The 18,672-nt window shown below is 32.1% G+C and carries 18 protein-coding genes; 14 read left to right on the plus strand and 4 right to left on the minus strand.

Annotation, left to right across the window (positions count from 1 at the left end; genetic code table 11):
- Positions 1 to 13 precede the first annotated feature (13 nt).
- The 5 genes from DG435_RS13355 (at position 14) to DG435_RS13375 (ending at position 5,672) form a co-directional block, all read left to right on the plus strand.
- Positions 14 to 1,780: a BatD family protein gene (locus DG435_RS13355; protein WP_106791636.1), complete on the plus strand. Its 1,767-nt coding sequence runs from the start codon at positions 14 to 16 to the stop codon at positions 1,778 to 1,780.
- Positions 1,781 to 1,784: 4 nt separating this feature from the next.
- Complete coding sequence (locus DG435_RS13360; protein WP_106791635.1) at positions 1,785 to 2,534, plus strand: tetratricopeptide repeat protein; 750 nt, start codon at positions 1,785 to 1,787, stop codon at positions 2,532 to 2,534.
- 81 nt (positions 2,535 to 2,615) lie between these two features.
- A complete protein-coding gene (locus DG435_RS13365) occupies positions 2,616 to 2,942 on the plus strand; it encodes a hypothetical protein (RefSeq protein ID WP_106791634.1) in 327 nt (108 codons plus the stop codon).
- 196 nt (positions 2,943 to 3,138) lie between these two features.
- Positions 3,139 to 3,768 (plus strand): carbonic anhydrase family protein, encoded by a 630-nt coding sequence (locus DG435_RS13370; protein WP_106791633.1) that lies wholly within the window; start codon positions 3,139 to 3,141, stop codon positions 3,766 to 3,768.
- A gap of 35 nt (positions 3,769 to 3,803) precedes the next feature.
- Entirely contained in the window at positions 3,804 to 5,672 is a 1,869-nt protein-coding gene (locus DG435_RS13375) for a SulP family inorganic anion transporter (protein WP_106791632.1), read from the plus strand.
- A 71-nt stretch (positions 5,673 to 5,743) separates the two neighbouring features.
- Here the strand turns inward: DG435_RS13375 and DG435_RS13380 are convergent, their stop codons facing one another.
- On the minus strand, positions 5,744 to 6,271 hold the full coding sequence (locus DG435_RS13380) for a CvpA family protein (RefSeq protein ID WP_106791631.1): 528 nt from the start codon (positions 6,269 to 6,271) through the stop codon (positions 5,744 to 5,746).
- A 109-nt stretch (positions 6,272 to 6,380) separates the two neighbouring features.
- Here DG435_RS13380 and DG435_RS13385 point away from each other — a divergent pair, with 109 nt between their 5' ends.
- Both DG435_RS13385 and DG435_RS13390 read left to right on the plus strand, forming a co-directional pair.
- Entirely contained in the window at positions 6,381 to 6,623 is a 243-nt protein-coding gene (locus DG435_RS13385; RefSeq protein WP_106791630.1) for a hypothetical protein, read from the plus strand.
- 4 nt (positions 6,624 to 6,627) lie between these two features.
- Positions 6,628 to 6,903, plus strand: coding sequence for a hypothetical protein (locus DG435_RS13390; RefSeq protein WP_106791629.1), 276 nt, complete (start codon positions 6,628 to 6,630; stop codon positions 6,901 to 6,903).
- On the opposite strand, the gene DG435_RS13395 is transcribed toward DG435_RS13390, so the two are convergent.
- The 3 genes from DG435_RS13395 to DG435_RS13405 form a co-directional block, all read right to left on the minus strand.
- Positions 6,900 to 9,470 (minus strand): TonB-dependent receptor domain-containing protein, encoded by a 2,571-nt coding sequence (locus DG435_RS13395; protein ID WP_106791628.1) that lies wholly within the window; start codon positions 9,468 to 9,470, stop codon positions 6,900 to 6,902. The two genes, DG435_RS13390 and DG435_RS13395, sit on opposite strands and share 4 nt — an antisense overlap.
- Positions 9,471 to 9,542: 72 nt before the next feature.
- Complete coding sequence (locus DG435_RS13400) at positions 9,543 to 10,445, minus strand: FecR family protein (protein ID WP_106791627.1); 903 nt, start codon at positions 10,443 to 10,445, stop codon at positions 9,543 to 9,545.
- Positions 10,446 to 10,502: 57 nt separating this feature from the next.
- Positions 10,503 to 11,015: an RNA polymerase sigma factor gene (locus DG435_RS13405; RefSeq protein ID WP_106791626.1), complete on the minus strand. Its 513-nt coding sequence runs from the start codon at positions 11,013 to 11,015 to the stop codon at positions 10,503 to 10,505.
- A 74-nt stretch (positions 11,016 to 11,089) separates the two neighbouring features.
- On the opposite strand from DG435_RS13405, the gene DG435_RS13410 reads away from it, so the two are divergent.
- The 7 genes from DG435_RS13410 (at position 11,090) to DG435_RS13440 (ending at position 18,546) form a co-directional block, all read left to right on the plus strand.
- Entirely contained in the window at positions 11,090 to 12,667 is a 1,578-nt protein-coding gene (locus DG435_RS13410; RefSeq protein WP_106791625.1) for a 7TM domain-containing protein, read from the plus strand.
- An 82-nt stretch (positions 12,668 to 12,749) separates the two neighbouring features.
- Positions 12,750 to 13,628 (plus strand): sugar-transfer associated ATP-grasp domain-containing protein, encoded by an 879-nt coding sequence (locus DG435_RS13415; RefSeq protein WP_106791624.1) that lies wholly within the window; start codon positions 12,750 to 12,752, stop codon positions 13,626 to 13,628.
- Between the two features lie 32 nt (positions 13,629 to 13,660).
- A complete protein-coding gene (locus tag DG435_RS13420; RefSeq protein WP_106791623.1) occupies positions 13,661 to 14,794 on the plus strand; it encodes a hypothetical protein in 1,134 nt (377 codons plus the stop codon).
- A gap of 194 nt (positions 14,795 to 14,988) precedes the next feature.
- Positions 14,989 to 15,345 (plus strand): hypothetical protein, encoded by a 357-nt coding sequence (locus tag DG435_RS13425; RefSeq protein ID WP_106791670.1) that lies wholly within the window; start codon positions 14,989 to 14,991, stop codon positions 15,343 to 15,345.
- 169 nt (positions 15,346 to 15,514) lie between these two features.
- Positions 15,515 to 16,231 carry an AraC family transcriptional regulator gene (locus tag DG435_RS13430; RefSeq protein WP_159025481.1) on the plus strand — a complete coding sequence of 239 codons (717 nt, stop codon included), beginning with the start codon at positions 15,515 to 15,517 and terminating at the stop codon, positions 16,229 to 16,231.
- A 73-nt stretch (positions 16,232 to 16,304) separates the two neighbouring features.
- Complete coding sequence (locus tag DG435_RS13435; RefSeq protein WP_106791621.1) at positions 16,305 to 17,612, plus strand: DUF885 domain-containing protein; 1,308 nt, start codon at positions 16,305 to 16,307, stop codon at positions 17,610 to 17,612.
- 196 nt (positions 17,613 to 17,808) lie between these two features.
- Entirely contained in the window at positions 17,809 to 18,546 is a 738-nt protein-coding gene (locus DG435_RS13440; RefSeq protein WP_234387052.1) for a GNAT family N-acetyltransferase, read from the plus strand.
- Positions 18,547 to 18,672: the final 126 nt, after the last annotated feature.

Here is an 18,672-nt window from a genome sequence, read left to right on the forward strand (position 1 = left end):
AATAGCATAAAAAATGAAACTAAAACTAATTTTTCTAACCTTATTTCTGACCACAATGCAGCTTGCATTAGGGCAAGTGAGGTTTGAGGCTAAAGTAAGCAAGAAAAAGTTAGGTGTAAATGAAAGATTACGAGTAGATTTTGAAATGAATAAGGATGGAGACAATTTTACACCTCCTTCCTTTTCGGGATTTACTGTTGTAGGTGGACCTAATCAATCTATTAGTAATTCATGGGTTAATGGAAAACGATCATACGCCAAAACATTTAGTTATTTTCTTGAACCTACACGTAGAGGACAATTCACTATAAAACAAGCAACTATAGAGATTGATGGGCAGACGTATAAAACATTACCGATTAGAGTTGAGGTTACAGGTGCAGTAGATAAACCAAAGGATGGCAATGATACAGATTTTGTTGCCAGTGAAAACCTTCATCTTATAGCAGAAGTTTCTAAATCAGATCCCTATTTAAATGAGGCAATTACAGTTGTTTATAAACTATATGTTAGTCCGCGAATTAGTGTAAGCAACTGGAGAGAGCTAGACAGTCCAAAATACAGCGATTTTTGGAGTCAGGCAATCGATATGAAACAACTCAAAATTGAAAACGGACAATATAAAGGAGAACCATACCGTTATGTAGTGCTTCGTAAAACAGTACTGTATCCGCAAAAGACAGGTAAATTAAATATAGAGCCTCTCACTTTAACCGTTTCTGTAGATGTTCCCACAAAAAGAAGAGACATTTTTGGTGGTAGATTATACACAACGGTTAATAAGACTGTAGCCGCAGGTAATAGAATAATAGAGGCAAAACCTTTACCAATCCAAGGAAAACCAGATGATTTTTCGGGCGCAGTGGGAGATTTTGATTTTAAAGTAACCACTAATAAAGTAGAGCTAGATGCTACAGAATCTTTAGATGCTAAGGTTTTGGTTAGTGGTAATGGTAATTTAAAACTATTTGATTTACCAAAGCTTAATGTACCTAATGGTTTAGAACAATATGAACCGCAGCATAATGAGAGAGTACGAACAAATCTTACAGGTATGGGAGGTAACATATCTGATACCTACACCTTAGTACCACAGTATAAAGGTAAATATCCAATACCATCAATTTCGTTTTCTTATTTTGATTTAAAAACAGAAACATATAAAAGAATTACATCAGATGAGATTGTAGTTAATGTAAAAAATGGCCCTGATGGGGGAGATACAGTCGTTACATCAGAATCTGGAGGGACAAATAAAAAATTAGTAACTCAAGTGGGAAACCAGTTTAGATTTTTAAAACTAAATGCAGGTCTTCAACCTATTAAAAAAGAGTACTTTTTTAAATCTACTGTGTACTGGTTGTCATTAACGGCACCTTTATTAGCGATTCCTCTATTCCTTTTCTTTGGTAAAAAAAGACAAGAACGACTAAGCGATGTAAGTGGTAACCGAGTTCGGAAAGCAGATAAATTGGCCCGTAAATATCTTTCTGAGGCTAAAAAGAATCTAGGGAACCAAAAAGAGTTCTATATAGCTATGGAACGAGCATTACATAATTATTTAAAAGCAAAACTACATATCCAGACAAGTGATATGAGTAAAGAACGTATCAAGCGATTACTAAAAGAACGTGATGTTGAAGATGCGATATCTATAGAATTTATTGCATTATTAGAGAGTTGTGAGTTTGCAAGATATACTCCATCGTCTACTTCGGCAATGCAACAGGATTATGATAAAGCCTCTAGAGTAATTGCGTCAATAGATAAACAACTATAAATGTATGAAAAGAATAGTTGAAGCACTTATTTTTTTAAGTATAACATTAGGTTTTTCTCAGGATAAAGAAGCATTTCAGAGAGGAAATTCGCTATATAATCAAGAAAAATACCAGGAAGCTATAGATGCATATAAATCGATTTTGGATGCTGGTCAGGAATCAGCTTCGCTATACTATAATCTTGGTAATGCAAATTATAAATTAAGCAACATTGGTCCTAGTATTTTTTATTATGAAAAAGCATTGGCATTATCGCCTAATGATGAAGATATTAAGAACAATCTGGCTTTTGCACAGAAGGCTACAATAGATGCAATAGATGTGATCCCAGATGGTTTTATTTCGAGAACGTTTAAGAAGTTTACTAATATGTTGGATTTTGATAACTGGGCATGGTTTTCGGTGATCTGTATCATTGTATTTGTCCTTCTGTTTATTCTGTATTATACAACACATAGTTCTTTAAAAAAGAGAATATTCTTTGTGGGATCGTGGGCGATATTAATTTTTGGATTATTTGGGGTATTCTTTGCTTTTTCACAATATAATTATATTAAAAATAACCAGTTTGCAATCATTTTTGCTCAGGAAACAACTATAAAAAGTGAACCAAACCTTAGAAGTGAAGAAGTTTTTGAACTTCATGAAGGAACTAAAGTACTGGTGACAGAAACAGTAAATGATTGGAAAAAAATTAAACTTGCAGATGGTAAAATTGGTTGGATTCCTAAAACTGATCTAAAAGAGCTATAATGGTTACCAAAATTTGCCATACATTTAACAACATTTGAAAGCAATACTGTTATTTTTGTTTTCTAAATTTGCTTTATAGTAATGATTAAAATTCAAATAGCCAGATTATTGATAGTATTCGGATTTTTTCTGAATCTAATTGATTATGGTGTTGAGTTAATGCATTTGTATGAAGGAAATAAAAGCAAAATTGTATTTAATATTGAAGATACTGAAGAAAACTCTGATCCGTTAGAAAAAGAAAGTTCTGAAATCGAAGACTTTAAAGAGAATGATAAGATTTCTCAATACTATATGGATGAGATAACTTCTATATTACATTTAGATATTAACTACTATCCAGAATTTTATATTCAAAATTCTTCTGTATTTTTAGAATATACTACTCCACCACCTGAAATCGTATAAACAGTAAACGATTAAGATATCTTTAAACCATTCTGAATAGGTATTATATATAGTAGGTGAAATAAATAATAAACAAATTGGAAACATAGTTTTTCAAAACCTAAAAATACGTAGGTTATTGATTTGCTTTTTAATGGATAGCTTTAAACTCTATCTCTAATAGGAACTGTGATAATACATATTAAAAAAAACATATATGAAAACACAAACTAAAGAAACACAATCAAAAATGACACCTCAAACGTCATTAACATATCTAGAAGAGGGTAACCAGCGCTTTTTAAAAAGAGTAAGAGCAGATAGAAATTTATTAGATCAGGTTAAAGATACTAAAGGAGGTCAATATCCTTTTGCAGCAGTTCTTAGTTGTATAGATTCAAGAGTTCCTGTAGAGATTGTTTTTGATCAAGGGATAGGTGATCTTTTTAGTGCACGAGTAGCAGGTAACTTTGTAAATGAAGATATTTTAGGAAGTATAGAGTATGCTTGTAAAGTAGCAGGATCTAAACTAGTGGTAGTTTTGGGTCATACAAGTTGCGGAGCAGTAAAAGGAGCTTGTGATGATGTTAAATTGGGCAATATTACAAGTTTATTAAGCAAAATCAAACCTGCTGTAGAAGCTGTAAAAGAACCAAAAGATGCATCGCTTAGAAACTCTGGTAATATCGAATTTGTAAATAATGTTTCTAAGCAAAATGTGATGCTAACCATAGAGAATATGAGAAACGAGAGTGAGGTTTTGAAAGAATTAGAAACCAGTGGAGATATTCAGATCATAGGAGCTATGTACCATGTTGATTCTGGACAGGTTGAATTTTACGGATAAGATAGAATTAGTTTTTATCGATTAATAAAAAAAATATGAAGTTTAAAGATTTATTTAGTAATGTAAAAGGAGATGCTTTTGGTGGATTAACTGCAGGTATTGTGGCACTTCCTCTGGCATTAGCATTTGGAGTATCTTCAGGATTAGGCCCAAGTGCGGGATTATATGGAGCAATTTTTATTAGTTTTTTTGCAGCACTATTTGGAGGGACAAATACTCAGATTTCTGGCCCTACGGCACCAATGACAGCTGTAAGTATGCTGGTAATTGCAGGAATAATAGGTGCTAATGATGGAGATGTAGAAAAGGCTTTACCGGCTATTTTAACAGTATTCTTGCTTTCTGGTTTAATGCAGATTGGTTTGGGAGTCATAGGAATAGGAAAATATATCAGATATATTCCTTATCCCGTTGTATCCGGATTTATGACAGCAATTGGTGTGATGATTCTGATCACCCAATTTTTACCAGCGTTGGGGTATTATCCAAAAGAAGATACCGAATTTGTAAATACATTTAAACCTGAAGCAGAAGAAGTTATTTTGGATAAGATCCTGAAAGAAGAAGCAGGAGAAGGGATTTTGGTACTAGAGGATTTTAGGGAAACTATAAAAAGAGCAGAAACTATTTCTAATGAAGAAATAAATCTTGAAGCTGTTACTCTGGCAGGAAATGATGCTTCGGGTGTAATAGGAGCGATTAAAAGTTTACCAAATGCATTATCTAATATCAACTATTTAGAACTTATACTGTGTTTAATAACCATAATCATTATTTATGGTTTTAAAAGAATTACAACTGCCATCCCTAGTACATTAGTTGCCTTGGCTCTGGTTTCTGGAGTAGCCTATGGTTTTGGTTTAAACTATAGACCAATTGAAGAAATACCAAGCGGTTTTCCGGTTCCGAATTTATCCATGTTTTCAAGTTTTAGTTTAGGCACAATAACCCCTTATATTTTTACAGCACTATCTTTAGCATTTTTGGGAGCTATTGATTCGTTGTTAACATCGGTTGTGGCAGATAATATGACCAAGACCAAACATAAACCTAATAAAGAATTAGTTGGGCAAGGGATAGGTAATAGTATTGCAGCAATATTTGGAGGTATTCCTGGAGCAGGAGCTACGATCAGAACTGTAGTTAATATTAATGCTGGTGGTAAAACCAGATTATCAGGAATGATTGCCGGAATTATGTTATTAATTATCTTGTTAGCTCTAGGACCTGTGGCTTCTCAGATCCCTGCGGCTGTTTTAGCAGGAATTTTAATTACCGTAGGTATAGGAGTAATGGATTATAAAGGATTAAAAGCGATACCTCATATACCTAAGATAGAAGTTGCAATCATGATTATTGTTTTGGTCTTATCTGTATTCTGGAACCTAGTATTTGCTGTTGGTATAGGTTTAGTAATTGCATCTCTGATTTTTATGAAGAAGATGGGTGACGTTACCGCAAGTGAATCTAAAGTAGAATCATTAAATGGATTAGAACGTAATAATAATGGAGAAAAACTCTGGAAAGATGAAATTAATTTTCCAAAAGAGCTTAAAGAAGAGATATTTATCAAACATCTTAATGGCCCAGTATTTTTCGGGTTTACAAGCGAATTACAGCAGCTAGCCAACCAAATACCCGAATCTGCCACTCATGTTATTTTGAGAATGGATAGGGTACCTTATATGGACCAGTCGGGACTATATACATTAGAAGAGATTATTTTGGGTCTTGAACAAAAAGGCATTCATACACATATAGTAGGTATCCAAAAACAACCTTTGTATCTGGCAAAGAATATTGATATTATTCCGGATTTAATACCAGAAAGCTGTGTGTTTGAAGACTTTGATTCCTGTATCGCCTATTTAGGAGATATTGTAGAAGATACTACTACGAGTTAAGTAGTTTATATCATATTCAAATAAACCTCTGGATTTCTCAATGATTTTCAGAGGTTTTTTATTTATGGATATTAAATTTGAGTACCCTTTTTAGAATCTTCAGAGTCGTTAGTTTCTCCTTCTTTTAGAATGCTAGGTAATATCATTGGCGCTAATTTCCTAACAGGGGAGTATAATACAGAAGAGTTAAGTGTTTCTTCCTTAAGAATAGTAATATTTCTATTTAAGGCATCGACAAAAATAATAATGACACTGGCAATAAACGCCATTTTCAATACTCCAAAAGCACCACCTAAGATTTTATTTAGAATACCAAGTGCAGCGTAGTCTGCTATTTTGGTAAGAATTTTACCTGCCAAAGAAACAAGGATAACCACGACAATAAAAGTTACTGCAAAAGCTACCAATTTCATAGCTCCTTCTTCCCAATTTACATATTGTTCTAGATATCCTCCTGCAATATGAGAAAAATGAACTGCAATGTATATACCAACGATAAGAGCAACAAGAGAGGCTAGTGAGGAAAATAATCCCTTACTAAATCCTTTTATTAGCCCCCATAACAAAAGAATTCCTAAAATAATATCGATGTAATTCATTAATGAATAGTTATTGAATCTCAAATATAATTCTTTCTGTGTATAAGTGCACTTTGTCATTTTAATTTTTATTATATATATTTAGCATATTATATATATAATATATACAATGAGAAAAATAATAGATATTGATGAGAAAATAATCCCTAAACTTAAGTTAATAGCAGCAATAGAAGGTTCTAGCGTAAAAAAAACTATGGAAAAAGCTATTGTATGGTATATCAAACAAAAGCAAAAAGAACAGATGGCTGTAATGTCTTTAGAGCAAAAAGAGGATTTGGGATTATTACTTTTAATGCAACAAGCTAGTGCCCAATCTACAGTAAGTGAAGAAGAATTGTTTAAACCCTAGTAACATGGTATTAAAAACCTCTTCTCAATTTTCTATAGACTTTAAAAAAGTTAAGGATCTTTCGTTACAGGATAAGGTGAAACATGTCCTTAATTCATTAAAAACAGCCAAAAATGTAAATGATGTGCCTCATTTCAGAAAAATAAGTGGCAATAATAAGGCTTATAAAATGGGTATAGGGTTTTATTATTTGGTAGGAATCATAACATCAGAGCAGGAAATAACATTGATGCGATTATTACATCGGGATGAAGTGCTACAAGCCATTAAAAACACTTAAAAATATAATCTTAAAACCACATTAGGAGTAATTCCTAATGATTCTTGCTGCAACTTATCTAATTCTATTTCTCCAGTAGTAGCATTATCATCAACCCTATAACTTATAGATATAGGCACTTGTCTATTATATATGTTTTGTATTGAAGCACCTATTTGCCCTCTCCAGTTACCAGTTTTATTGAAATCAAATCGATAAATAGCAGAGATGTCTAATCTATGATATTCTGGTAAACGTTTTGCATTGGCAACACTGTATTCGATCTCATCATTTACAAGATCGGCATCGGTAAAAGGAGCTCCTGATCGCCATAACCAACCCAAAGAAAATTCCCAATCATTGATTTCATATGTATTAGAAATTCTAAAATTATGAGTAATATCGTTATTCCCGGGGAAAGAAGCTTCTTGTATTTCAGGAAAAGTATATTTAATATCGTTAAAAGTATATCCCATCCAGGTTCTAAAGTTTTTGAACTTCTTTTTTAATAATACATCTACTCCATAAATTATACTTTTACCAGTAGATAAATCATTATTGATTGTATTAAATCCATTGGTGACCGATGTTAAACCATCGATGTTTTTATAATAGCCGTCAATCTCAAAATTCCAACCTTTTTTAGAAAACAATAATCCTGTAGAATATTGAGTGCTTTTTAGTACAGGAACTTCTTCATTGGCATGTATCCATAGATTATTTTCTAGACGAAGTTGGGTGTCTTCAAACTCTATTAATTGACTTATCGGTTGATATCTAAGTTCTCCTGTTGCTTTTATTCTTAATAGATTAGTAATGGGGTACTCAATATTTACTCTGGGTTCAATATACAATTGATTGACTATCGAATAATGAGATGTTCTTATTCCAAAATTGAAGAAACTCTTGTTTTTTGGTAAAAATTTATAGTTTACATATAGGCTATTTGCATTATTTTTTACTCTGTCTGACTCATTTATTGGTGTTTCAAATTCAGCTTCTCTTGTGATTGCATAAAACACTTCACTATTAGAAAATTGGTATCCCAGCATAAACGAATTTTTGGCGTCAAGATCATAAGTGATATTCAGATCTAATCCAAGATCTTCTACGGTATTCTTTCTAATCGATTGTTTTTCTATTTGTAATTCTTGTCTTTCGGTGAATAAATAATCAGAATCATACTTAGAATAATATGCTTTTAAGCTATGATGAAAGTGATCTAGTTTAGTGCCTTCCCAGGAAAGACTAGCTCCTTTATTTTGAATTTTGAGATCATCGGTAATCAGATCTTCATCATCATTGATTTCGAAAGCAAGATCATTGTTGGTATAAATCGTACTCGCTAGAATTTTGTCATTTTCTGATGCATCAATAATTAGTTTAGCACTGGCATCATAGAAGAAAAAATTATTTTCGGCAATTGCTTCTTCGCGCTCTTCTTCGTCATCGTCATCTTCTTCTTCACCTGTAACAGGTGTTTGATTTGGGTTCTCAACTATTTTGGTGTTTTGAAATACTTTTTCAGAAAGAGCTTTATAGGTAGGAGTTTCAAAAATATCGGTATAAGATCGTCTTCCGGAAAGAACCAAACCTACAGTTTTTGCCACAGGAATTTTCGTAAAAACATCTGCATGAGTCCCATTGACTCCGACACCACCATCAAATTTTTCAGGCACTTTCTTATCACTAGAAATATCAATAACACCCGATACCCGGTCCCCATACTTTGGATCCGCACCTCCTTTAAAAATTTTGGCACTTTTAACTACATTAGGATTAAAAGCAGAAAACATTCCAAAGAAATGACCAGTATTATACATTTTTATATCATCCCAAAGTACGAGATTTTGGTCTGGTGATCCTCCGCGAATCTGTATTCCCGTTGCAGTTTCATCGGGGCTGTTTATCCCGGGAATTAGCTGAATGCTTTGTAAAATATCAGGTTCGCTTTGACCAGGAAGAATACCGAGTTCTTCATTAGAAATTCCAAATGAGCCGTCAATGTTTTTGTCAATTCCGGTGGTGATATATTCTACAATAAGCACTTCTGCCAAAGAGGTGCTTTCGATAAAAAGTGGGATTCTGGGACAATTTGAGGTTTTAAAAGAAGATGCCTCCATCACTTTGTCTTTATAACCAACATATTGTATTGTGATTAATGTGTTCTTATCGACACTACCTAATTGAAAAAAACCATCATCATTGGCAATAGTTCCTGTTTTAGTACTTTCAATACTTATTGATGCGTAGGAGAGAGGTTCGTTGGTAGTTTCATCAAAAAGATATCCGCAGACTTCAACTTTAGTACTGGGAGAACTAACAATCACCTGTCTATCTGATATTTTTTTAAAATTAAGATTAGTTAATGTTTTTAAAGTAGTCAAAATCTCGTCCAAGGGAGTATTGTTAATAGCCAATGTAATGATCTTGTTTTTTACGGTTTCATTACTGAATGAAAAAATGAGATCATATGATTCTGATAGTTCGTTAAGTACCCGTTGTAAAGGTGTTTTTTTATAACTTTTGGTGATTTGTGCCTGCAAAGAGCATGTGCAAAAAAGTAACAGTAGCAGAATTTTTTTCATTGTATATTTTGGTTTTAGAGGATTCTAAAACGTTAAGATTCTTAGATAATTAATGTGTTGATTTATTTGTAGCTAGGGAGTAGAAAGCAAAACAGTAGTTCCATTAACCACATATTCTATCCCCATAGGTACTAAAACGGATTCTAGAGCAATATTTAAGTTATTATAATTAAATCCACCAGTGAATAACTGATTTTGATCAATTTTATCACGTTTAAAAGTGATATCATATTGTCTCTCTAATTCGTCTAATACATTTATTAATGGAATGCTATTAAAAATGCTCTCTCCTTTTTTCCATAAAGGTTCCTGGTCTGTAATGGTCTGATCTATAAGTTTTTTGTCTTTTAACAAAACACCATTGCCTTTTTGTAATATCTTTTGTTGGTTATCTTGTATAGAGACTCGTACTTTTCCTTCATAACAACCTACTCTAAATTCATTAGATCTACTCTTTACATTAAACTGAGTTCCTAAGACCTCGATTTTCCCTAATTTGGTTGCTACCGTAAAATTAGTACCAGAAGTCACTTTAAAATATGCTTCTCCGTCTAAAGTGATTTTTCGATTTTGTGACCAGAAAAAACGTTGATGTGTTAAGGTAGATGCTGCATTAAGATCGACAGAACTTCCATCTGGTAAAACAACAGTCAATTGTTGTCCGGGATTAGTGGTATAACTTACCGTGTTAAAGAAAAGCCCAATAATTAGTAATATCGAAGCTGCTGCAGTTAAAGTATATACAATTGGTTTTAAATTGATCACTTTTGCTTTTTTAGGCCGATAAATCTTACCTAAAGTCTTAGCTAATGAGGGTTGTAGGTCAAAAGAAGGAGCCTTAAAATAGGCTAGTCCATCTACGATTTTTTTATAATCATCGTATTCTGGAAGCTTTTTTAGCTCTTCTAATTCTTCGGGGCTAAGGTCGTTATTCAACCACTTTGCCAGATATGTATTTTCCTTTTCGTCAAGCATAATTTCTACCTTGTATCAGGAGAATAACAGGTAAGATGTAAAATACCCTACCGTCTTTCATATATTTTTTACCAATTTTCTTAATTGCTTTAATGCATTATGCATTCTTTTTTCTACAGCTTTTACTGAAATGTCAAGCATTTCGGCAATTTCATTATATGTTTTTTTATCAATTCTATTCAGTAGAAAAACTTCTCTTTGGCCATCAGAAAGCTCGGCAATTGCATTCTGAAGCTTATCCATAAACTCCTTTTCTTCCATCACATAATCCGGAGATTCAATATTTTTGGTGCTACGAGGTATTTTTGAATACTCTAGTCTAACCTTCTTGTGAGCAACTTGATTTAAAAATAAGTTGTTAGCAACAGTACACAAAAACCCTTTTGTTCTCTCAAAGATTACTTTTTTACAGTTATCCCAAAGTTTTATAAATGCTTCCTGCATCACATCTTCTGCTTGTTCCTTATTCCCACATTTGTAGTAAATAAAATTTCTTATATCCTCAGCATGTGTCTCGAATAGCTTAGTGAATACGGGTTGTTCACAAACAGATTTTGAGGATTGGGTCATAAAAAAAGAGTTTTTTTCGATTTGAGGTAGGGTGAAATGGTTCCCGCCTGTTATTAATCCAAAAATAGCTGATTATGAATTCGAAAACAAATCTTAAAATTGCATTAACTTTAATTTCAATAATTGCCATAATCTCAATAGGGCTCAAAATAAAACCAATTCTTAATAATTATGATAATTTTAATCCTGAAAAAGTTTATAAAATAAACTATAAGTTCTTTTTTAAATCAGGAGATAAAAACACTTCATTAAAAACATACATACCCAGTAGCAACCCCAGGCAAAGAATTTCTAAAGAAAGCATCAAAAATGACACTACTTTGTCTTTTACTAAGAAAGAAGAAATTGGCGAAAATTTAAGAGCAATTTGGAACACCGAGGAGAAAAACACATATCATTCTGTGGATTATGAATTTGTTTTCGAAGGAAAAGGTAGAAATTTTAGAATTCCGAAAGTCTTTAATGTTGCATCAGGCAAGTATAGAAAATATCTTAAACCTACTCAGAATATTCAATCTGATAACGAAATTATCAATGAATTAGCGACTCAACTGGGACAAAACACCAAAAATGATAAAGAAGTAATCAAAAATATTTTTGATTACGTATATGCTATTCCTTCGGCACCAATCATTACACTCACAGATGCCGTAACCGCAATTGAACAGAATAGAGCTTCTTGCAATGGTAAAAGTAGATTATTCGTGGCTTTAAGTAGAAATTTAGGGTATCCCGCAAGAATAAGGGGAGGGATTATAGTAGAAAATACAGATAAAAGAACATCACATGCCTGGACAGAAGTATTGATTAATGAAACATGGGTTCCTTTTGATGCATTAAATAATCATTTTGGGTATTTGCCTGCTAATTACTTAGAGCTTTATCGAGGAGATAAATCTTTGATTACTCATACTACAGGTATTCAGTTTGATTATACATATAAGATGGATGAGGTAAATCATATTTCTTTCTTAAAAATGAATTCTGAAGAACTTCATGATCTACCTGGTTTCTCTCTTTGGCATCTTATCGATAAAAATGTAATACCATCAGGAGCTTTACATCTTTTATTATTATTACCTATTGGGGGATTTTTGGTTGCTTTTTTAAGAAATATTGTTGGATTAAAAACTTTTGGAGTATTCCTACCTGTATTGATTGCCTTTTCTTTGTTGCATACAGGTTTCGTTTCTGGAATTGCAATTTTCGTTGGACTTATCACGTTCATTGGATTAATATCTTATCCTTTTGATAACCTAGGGCTGTTATATACACCAAAATTGGTAATCTCACTCACCACAATGGTATCTGTGATCCTTTTGGCAACACATTTTGGAATTAGGAATAACATAGAATGGCTTACAAAACTAACATTTTTCCCTATTATTATTCTTACGATTTCTGCAGAACGTTTCTCTCGCTCTACTCTGGAAGATGGTTATATAAAGGCCATAGATAAATTGTTTCAAACATTAATAGCGACATCAATTTCTTATCTCATACTATCCTTGTCATGGTTGCCGTCTGTTCTGGTTTTATTCCCAGAAATATCTCTTTTAATCATAGCATCATCCACGTTGTTAGGAAGATACATTGGGATACGATGGATAGAGTTGTTTAGGTTCAAGCCGCTTTTGAAAGCAGAAAAATAAAAAATCACCCTTTTTAGGTAGGGTATATAAAGACTCACCTGTTTCTATAGCAAACAAAAAGATAATAGTAAAAGACACGAATATGTTCTCAATAATTTTCAATAAGAAATCAACAGCAGCATCTGGCGTAATTGGTTTAAATGAGAGAAATATAAGACTCATTTATCCTAATAATCCAAAGAAACATTACCCTCTGGCTGATGATAAAGTACTTACCAAAGAAATTTTACATCAATATAATATCCCTTGTGCAGAAACCTATGCTGTGATCGAATATAATAGTGATATTAAGGAAGCATGGAAATCTTGTCAACAATATAATTCTGTTGCAATTAAGCCAGCTAATGGTAGTGGAGGTGGTGGGATCAAAATTCTTAAAAAAGATAAGAATGATAATTGGATTAGCAATGGAGAAATAATTACCGATCGCCAGGTTTTTCAACATATGGCATCTATCATTATGGGATTCTTTTCATTAGGTTCTCACGATAGAGTACTTGTAGAAGAATGTATAGAACCACATCCTTTTTTTTGTGAGATATATCCCCAGGGAGTCCCAGATTTTAGAATTATAACGCTTAATAAAACACCCTTGATGGGGATGTTAAGGATGCCGACAGATAGGTCTGATGGCAAAGCCAATCTTCACCAAAATGGAGTAGGGATAGGTGTAGACATGAAAGAAGGAAGATTATTAGAAGTGTATGACGGTAAAGAATATAGCAATCATCACCCAGATAGTACATTTTTGGTTAATGGTACCCCCATACCATACTGGAAAGAAATTTTGGAAATATCTGTTGCAACAGCTAAGGCATTTCCATTAAACTATCTGGGGATTGATATTGTGATAGATAAAAATAAAGGCCCACAAATTATGGAAATTAATGTTCGACCAGGCCTTGGAATTCAACTAGTAAATAAAACGGGATTAAAAGAAGTAATAAAACGAGCTATATAAATAACTCATTAAACAAAAGAAGAAAAATTGTAATGGAAAAAAGAAATATAATACTTACTGCGGTCATATCATTTATATACTCTTTAAGTTTTTCACAAAGTAAAAACACTTTGGATATCGAAACACAGGGAGGATATGAATACAATTATTTTAAAAGCCCTAAAGAAGTAAGAGTGAATGATAGTATACTTACAAAAGAAGATTTGATATCAAGCAGTGTGTATCAAGACATCTCGATCGATTATAAATATCGCTATAAATGGAAAAAAAATAGAGTGAGATTATATTTAAATCCTTTTTCGAGAATATTCTATGAGAATTTTGATGACAGTTATTGGAGTTTAGGTTCGAGAGTAAAATATGATCACAAATTTACAGAAAAAGCTACTTTTTTAGCAGAAATTAGATTTAAACGAATGAATAGAGAAGGTTTGGGAGGAGATCAGGATGTCTTGATTAATCCACTAGGATATACAAACTATGGAGCCACTGCAGGAATAAAGTTTATACCTTTTAATGCTAATGAGATGACACTAGAAGGGTTTTATAATTTCAAAGACTTTGATGCTTTTGGAATAAGAGACTTACAATTTGACGAGTTTGGAGTTCAATTTTCGAGCGTTCAATCCTTTGAAGTAAATCGATTAGAACACAAAATAGGGGTAGATACATATTTCAAAAAAAGAAAGTATGACACCTTTAATGCCAGTGAAATAGATACAGATGGTGAAAGAGATTGGGATTATGCAAAAGGAAGTTTGTTTTATGAATTACCGTTTAGCGAAAAATTTAAAATAAAGCCCAATTTTGTATACTATGCAAGAATTGATAACTCTACCGGACGTTCTGGATTTAGTCAGTTTGGCCCGGGACTCAATATGGTATATAAAAGCGAAATAACCAAAGTGCGTACATCGCTCTCCTATATTACAAGAAAATATAAAGAAATCGAAGCTAGAAATACCGAGATGTTAATAGGAGAAAATCTTAAATATCAATATGTAAATTTTCAGGTAAATGCCTCACACGAAATCGGAAATGGATTTTCATTAACAGCAACGCTATATTCTAGAGTGAGGAGTACAAATTATACAGATATAGACGCCCGTTCTTTCAGAAATTATAGAAACCAATATGGAGGAATAGGTGTTCTATGGGAATTATAACAGATTCCCTTTTATTTATTGTTAGTTTTTTTCGGTTAAGCGTTACTTTTGTAGCGCTTAACTTTTTGATAAGATCCGGCTGGTGAAATTATGATTGACAGTATTCGAGCTATTAATCTAATCTATCCTGTTTAAAAATGAACTCTTATTAAATACCTAAAGTTACATTTGACAACTATAATTGAGTAATGACAATGGCAAGAGACGAAAAATTAAAAGAACGATGGGAGAACCTGGTAAAAAAACTGTCAGATCAGTTTGCAGATGGAGAAGATTTAGATCTTGATGGAATTATATATCTAATTGGAGTACAGGAATTAGGTCAACTACATCGTAAATTTAAAAAAGAAGAAAAATTAGACTTAATGCATATTGCCATATGTCGCCTCTTAGAGCCTTATGGATATTATGAATTTGATTACTATGACGATGATGGTTGGCCACACTATATGGTCAAAGAACAATTACCGGGTCTTAAAGCAGGTGAGCAATCTGTTTTGATGAAAGAAGCAATTGTAAGTTATTTTTTGGTAAGTCAGTATATAGTATAGGCAACCTTTTATGATTTTAATAGTATATTTAGTTACCTGATTTCAATATGTAAAAAGAATCGATAACCAAACCAGATACCAACATCGAGATTTTGGGAAAATAAATTTCTCCCAAAGTAGTATACCAGCAATTTACAATGGTAAAACTACTGGTATTGCTTTAAAATATGTGGTAGAAGGAAAGGAACATTATAAAACAAATAGAAATCAATTAGATGTATATAAGAGTCAGTTTATTATCCTGAGAGAAAATGTAGACTATGAAGTATATTCTAAGAATATAAATACCAAAGGTTTTTGTTTAGATATAAATCCAGGATTATTAGATATAGAGATATCAGATTTTTTGAAAAATGATTTATTATTTAATCAACCATTTTCGGGAACTTTATCTATAGCACTAGGCAAATCTTTATACGATTTTTCTAATACTATTTCAGGATATGATTTTGTGCAAGAGCCTATTAGAATTATTACTAATTTTAAAGATGATTTACTCAGTTTTCAAAAAGATTTAGCCATAATTGAGGATTCTTTACAGAAGATAACAACAAAGATTCACACACAAAAGCTTCTCGTCTCAAAACTTTTTAAAGCAAGAGAATATATTCATTTATACTATTCCCATAAAATCCCACTAAGTGCTCTTGCCAGTATATCTGGAATCTCTAAGTATCATTTTGCCAGAGTTTTTAAAATTTGTTTTAAAATGACTCCATTACAAATGCAGGAAAAGTTACGAATGGAAAAAGCCAAAGAACTATTGCATGATGACAGGATTTCTTTAACTTCGATAGCATATCAACTTGGGTACACAGATTTATCCTCGTTTTCTAAAAGGTTTAAAAAATATTATAAAATGCCTCCTTCGCAATATATAAAATAGCAAGATTGTACAAACTATCGTAGGATATCCATAGTATCATTGTATTAAAAACAGGTTTGAAAATCAAAGGAACATGGTAAATCGATATATAAAAATTATAGTACAGGTATTTGTGTTTGTTCTATTTAGTTGCCATAACAAAACGGAAAGCCAATCTATAGAATGGGAAACTATAACCAAACAATTTATAAAGGATTATAAAAAACTAGATCTTCCGGGACTAGAACTTTCTTTTGTAGAAAATCTCAAAAACATTAGAGATAAGAAATCTGTTCAAAAACAGGAAGAAGTATTTATCTCCTTAGAAAATAATTTGCAGAAGGTTAAGAAAAATCAATTGTCTGATCAGGATAGATTGGATTATGAAGTATTGCTTTATCAATGTCAGCTTAACCTAGAGAGAATTCATATCGAAAAAAAGTGGATAAATACGATTAGAGACAGTATCCCAACCACCAAAATATTTGATGTGTCAAATGGAAAAGATTGGTACGAGTATTTTCTAAAAAAGTGGGTAGATAAAGAAACGACACCAGATCAGATATATGCATTGGGGGTAGAAGAAATAGAAAAGGTAAGCTCAAAAATCAAAGAAATACAAATCAAATCCGGGATGGATAGCCTGGGTTTTGGTAGACATATTAAGGATTCAGCATTTTTTTATTCTAATGTTAAAATGGTTCAAAAGAGCTTTTTTCAGATCAGAGAAACCGTAGCAAACAAATTACCAGAAATATTTCCGTTTTTGGATAGAATTCCAGAAGTGAAAATCAAACAAGGGACCAATAAAAATTTATCTCAGGTTCCTGGGTTTTATATGAATGGCACCTTTTATTATAACTATTTCAATACATCTTTTAATAAGAGGCAAGTAGGTTGGTTATACATTCATGAAGGAATGCCAGGGCATCATTATCAGGCAATGGTCGAAACTTTATTACCCCGTTCTGATATTCAAAAGATGTTTAGATATAGAGGAGTCGCAGAAGGATGGGCTGCATATGTAGAAGAAATAGGAAAAGAAATAGGAGCATACCAAAATATATATGACGAATTAGGAAAATGGGAATGGGATATTATTCGCTCTGTACGAGTTGTATTGGATGTGGGCCTTAATTATTATGGCTGGAGTGACCAAAAAGCATTAAAATTTTGGCAGCAATATATCAAAGGACAAGATGATATTGCTTTTCGCGAAATAGCTAGGATGAAAAGGTGGCCAGTACAAGTTATCACGTATAAATATGGATCTAATAAGATACTTCAGTGGAAATTAGAACTCGAAAAAAATCAAAATTTTAACCTTAAAGAATTTCATAAAAACATTTTAAAAAATGGATTATTACCTTATTCAATTTTAGAAAAACAACTGGGGTTATAATTATTCCAAATTTATGAAATCATTATCGTATGATAATCGTTAAGATTATTATATTTAGATTGCTTATTTTGATAAGATAATCATGTCGAACAAATACAGATAGATTTATAATATGGTGGTTAGAAGTTTAGAAAAAGTCGCGTTTAAATCGATAATAGATTGCTTTCTAATTTCATTTAAAAACTACTTCGTAGAAATGCCTACGAATCTAGAGTATTATAGAGAAAGATGGGGTAATGCCAAAGTTCGCTTTGATTTATCCTATGGTATGTTTGACGATGAGAAACTTGTTGGATTCATTATTAATGGAATTGATAAACGAAACGGAGATATAATTGCTTTTAATACGGGGACAGGCGTAATTCCTAAGTATCGAGGAAAAAAAATAGTAAAATCTATCTACGAATATGCACTTAAAGATTTAAAACAAAATGGTATTACTAAATGTTCTTTAGAAGTCATAAAAGAGAATGTGATTGCCATTAAATCCTATGAAAGCATCGGTTTTAAGAAATGCAAAAATTATAAATGTTTTAAAGGCAAAATACATATTGAGAATAAGCGAAGTATTGAGTTAAATGAAATTGATTATACTATATTCGATACGATAAATTTACCCAATCAGGAATGCTATTCCTGGGACAATCACAAAAACTCAATTAAAGATGGAAATTACAGATATTTTGAAGTTTTGGAAGATCAAATTCCAGAATCCTACTTTGTTATAAATCCAGTAAATGGATATTTGGCTCAATTTGATCTCTTAAATCAAAATGAATCAGGTTGGTGTCATTTGTTTTTAGGAATCCAAAGTATTTGTAAAACCATAAAAATTAATAATGTAGACGAAAGACTTCTCGATAAATTAAACTACCTAAATTCGATTGATCTTAATAACATAGTTGATCAGTATGAAATGGAATTAAAAATATAAGAGCTTTTTTTCTTTTTAAAAAAATTAATGATCAATATGATATATCTGATTTTTATCAGATATAATATTTGAATCAAAATACTTCAATGTACTATTCCATTAACCTAAAATGCGTAAATTTGCCGT

It is taken from the genome of Aquimarina sp. Aq78 (assembly GCF_900299525.1).
Lineage (GTDB): Bacteria > Bacteroidota > Bacteroidia > Flavobacteriales > Flavobacteriaceae > Aquimarina.

Bases quoted from the DNA above. Each gene is read 5' to 3' on its own strand.
- DG435_RS13355 (WP_106791636.1), top strand. From the start codon at position 14: ATGAAACTAAAACTAATTTTTCTAACCTTATTTCTGACCACAATGCAG.
- DG435_RS13360 (WP_106791635.1), top strand. From the start codon at position 1,785: ATGAAAAGAATAGTTGAAGCACTTATTTTTTTAAGTATAACATTAGGT.
- DG435_RS13365 (WP_106791634.1), top strand. From the start codon at position 2,616: ATGATTAAAATTCAAATAGCCAGATTATTGATAGTATTCGGATTTTTT.
- DG435_RS13370 (WP_106791633.1), top strand. From the start codon at position 3,139: ATGAAAACACAAACTAAAGAAACACAATCAAAAATGACACCTCAAACG.
- DG435_RS13375 (WP_106791632.1), top strand. From the start codon at position 3,804: ATGAAGTTTAAAGATTTATTTAGTAATGTAAAAGGAGATGCTTTTGGT.
- DG435_RS13380 (WP_106791631.1), bottom strand. From the start codon at position 6,271: ATGAATTACATCGATATTATTTTAGGAATTCTTTTGTTATGGGGGCTA.
- DG435_RS13385 (WP_106791630.1), top strand. From the start codon at position 6,381: ATGAGAAAAATAATAGATATTGATGAGAAAATAATCCCTAAACTTAAG.
- DG435_RS13390 (WP_106791629.1), top strand. From the start codon at position 6,628: ATGGTATTAAAAACCTCTTCTCAATTTTCTATAGACTTTAAAAAAGTT.
- DG435_RS13395 (WP_106791628.1), bottom strand. From the start codon at position 9,470: ATGAAAAAAATTCTGCTACTGTTACTTTTTTGCACATGCTCTTTGCAG.
- DG435_RS13400 (WP_106791627.1), bottom strand. From the start codon at position 10,445: ATGCTTGACGAAAAGGAAAATACATATCTGGCAAAGTGGTTGAATAAC.
- DG435_RS13405 (WP_106791626.1), bottom strand. From the start codon at position 11,015: ATGACCCAATCCTCAAAATCTGTTTGTGAACAACCCGTATTCACTAAG.
- DG435_RS13410 (WP_106791625.1), top strand. From the start codon at position 11,090: ATGAATTCGAAAACAAATCTTAAAATTGCATTAACTTTAATTTCAATA.
- DG435_RS13415 (WP_106791624.1), top strand. From the start codon at position 12,750: ATGTTCTCAATAATTTTCAATAAGAAATCAACAGCAGCATCTGGCGTA.
- DG435_RS13420 (WP_106791623.1), top strand. From the start codon at position 13,661: ATGGAAAAAAGAAATATAATACTTACTGCGGTCATATCATTTATATAC.
- DG435_RS13425 (WP_106791670.1), top strand. From the start codon at position 14,989: ATGGCAAGAGACGAAAAATTAAAAGAACGATGGGAGAACCTGGTAAAA.
- DG435_RS13435 (WP_106791621.1), top strand. From the start codon at position 16,305: ATGGTAAATCGATATATAAAAATTATAGTACAGGTATTTGTGTTTGTT.
- DG435_RS13440 (WP_234387052.1), top strand. From the start codon at position 17,809: ATGCCTACGAATCTAGAGTATTATAGAGAAAGATGGGGTAATGCCAAA.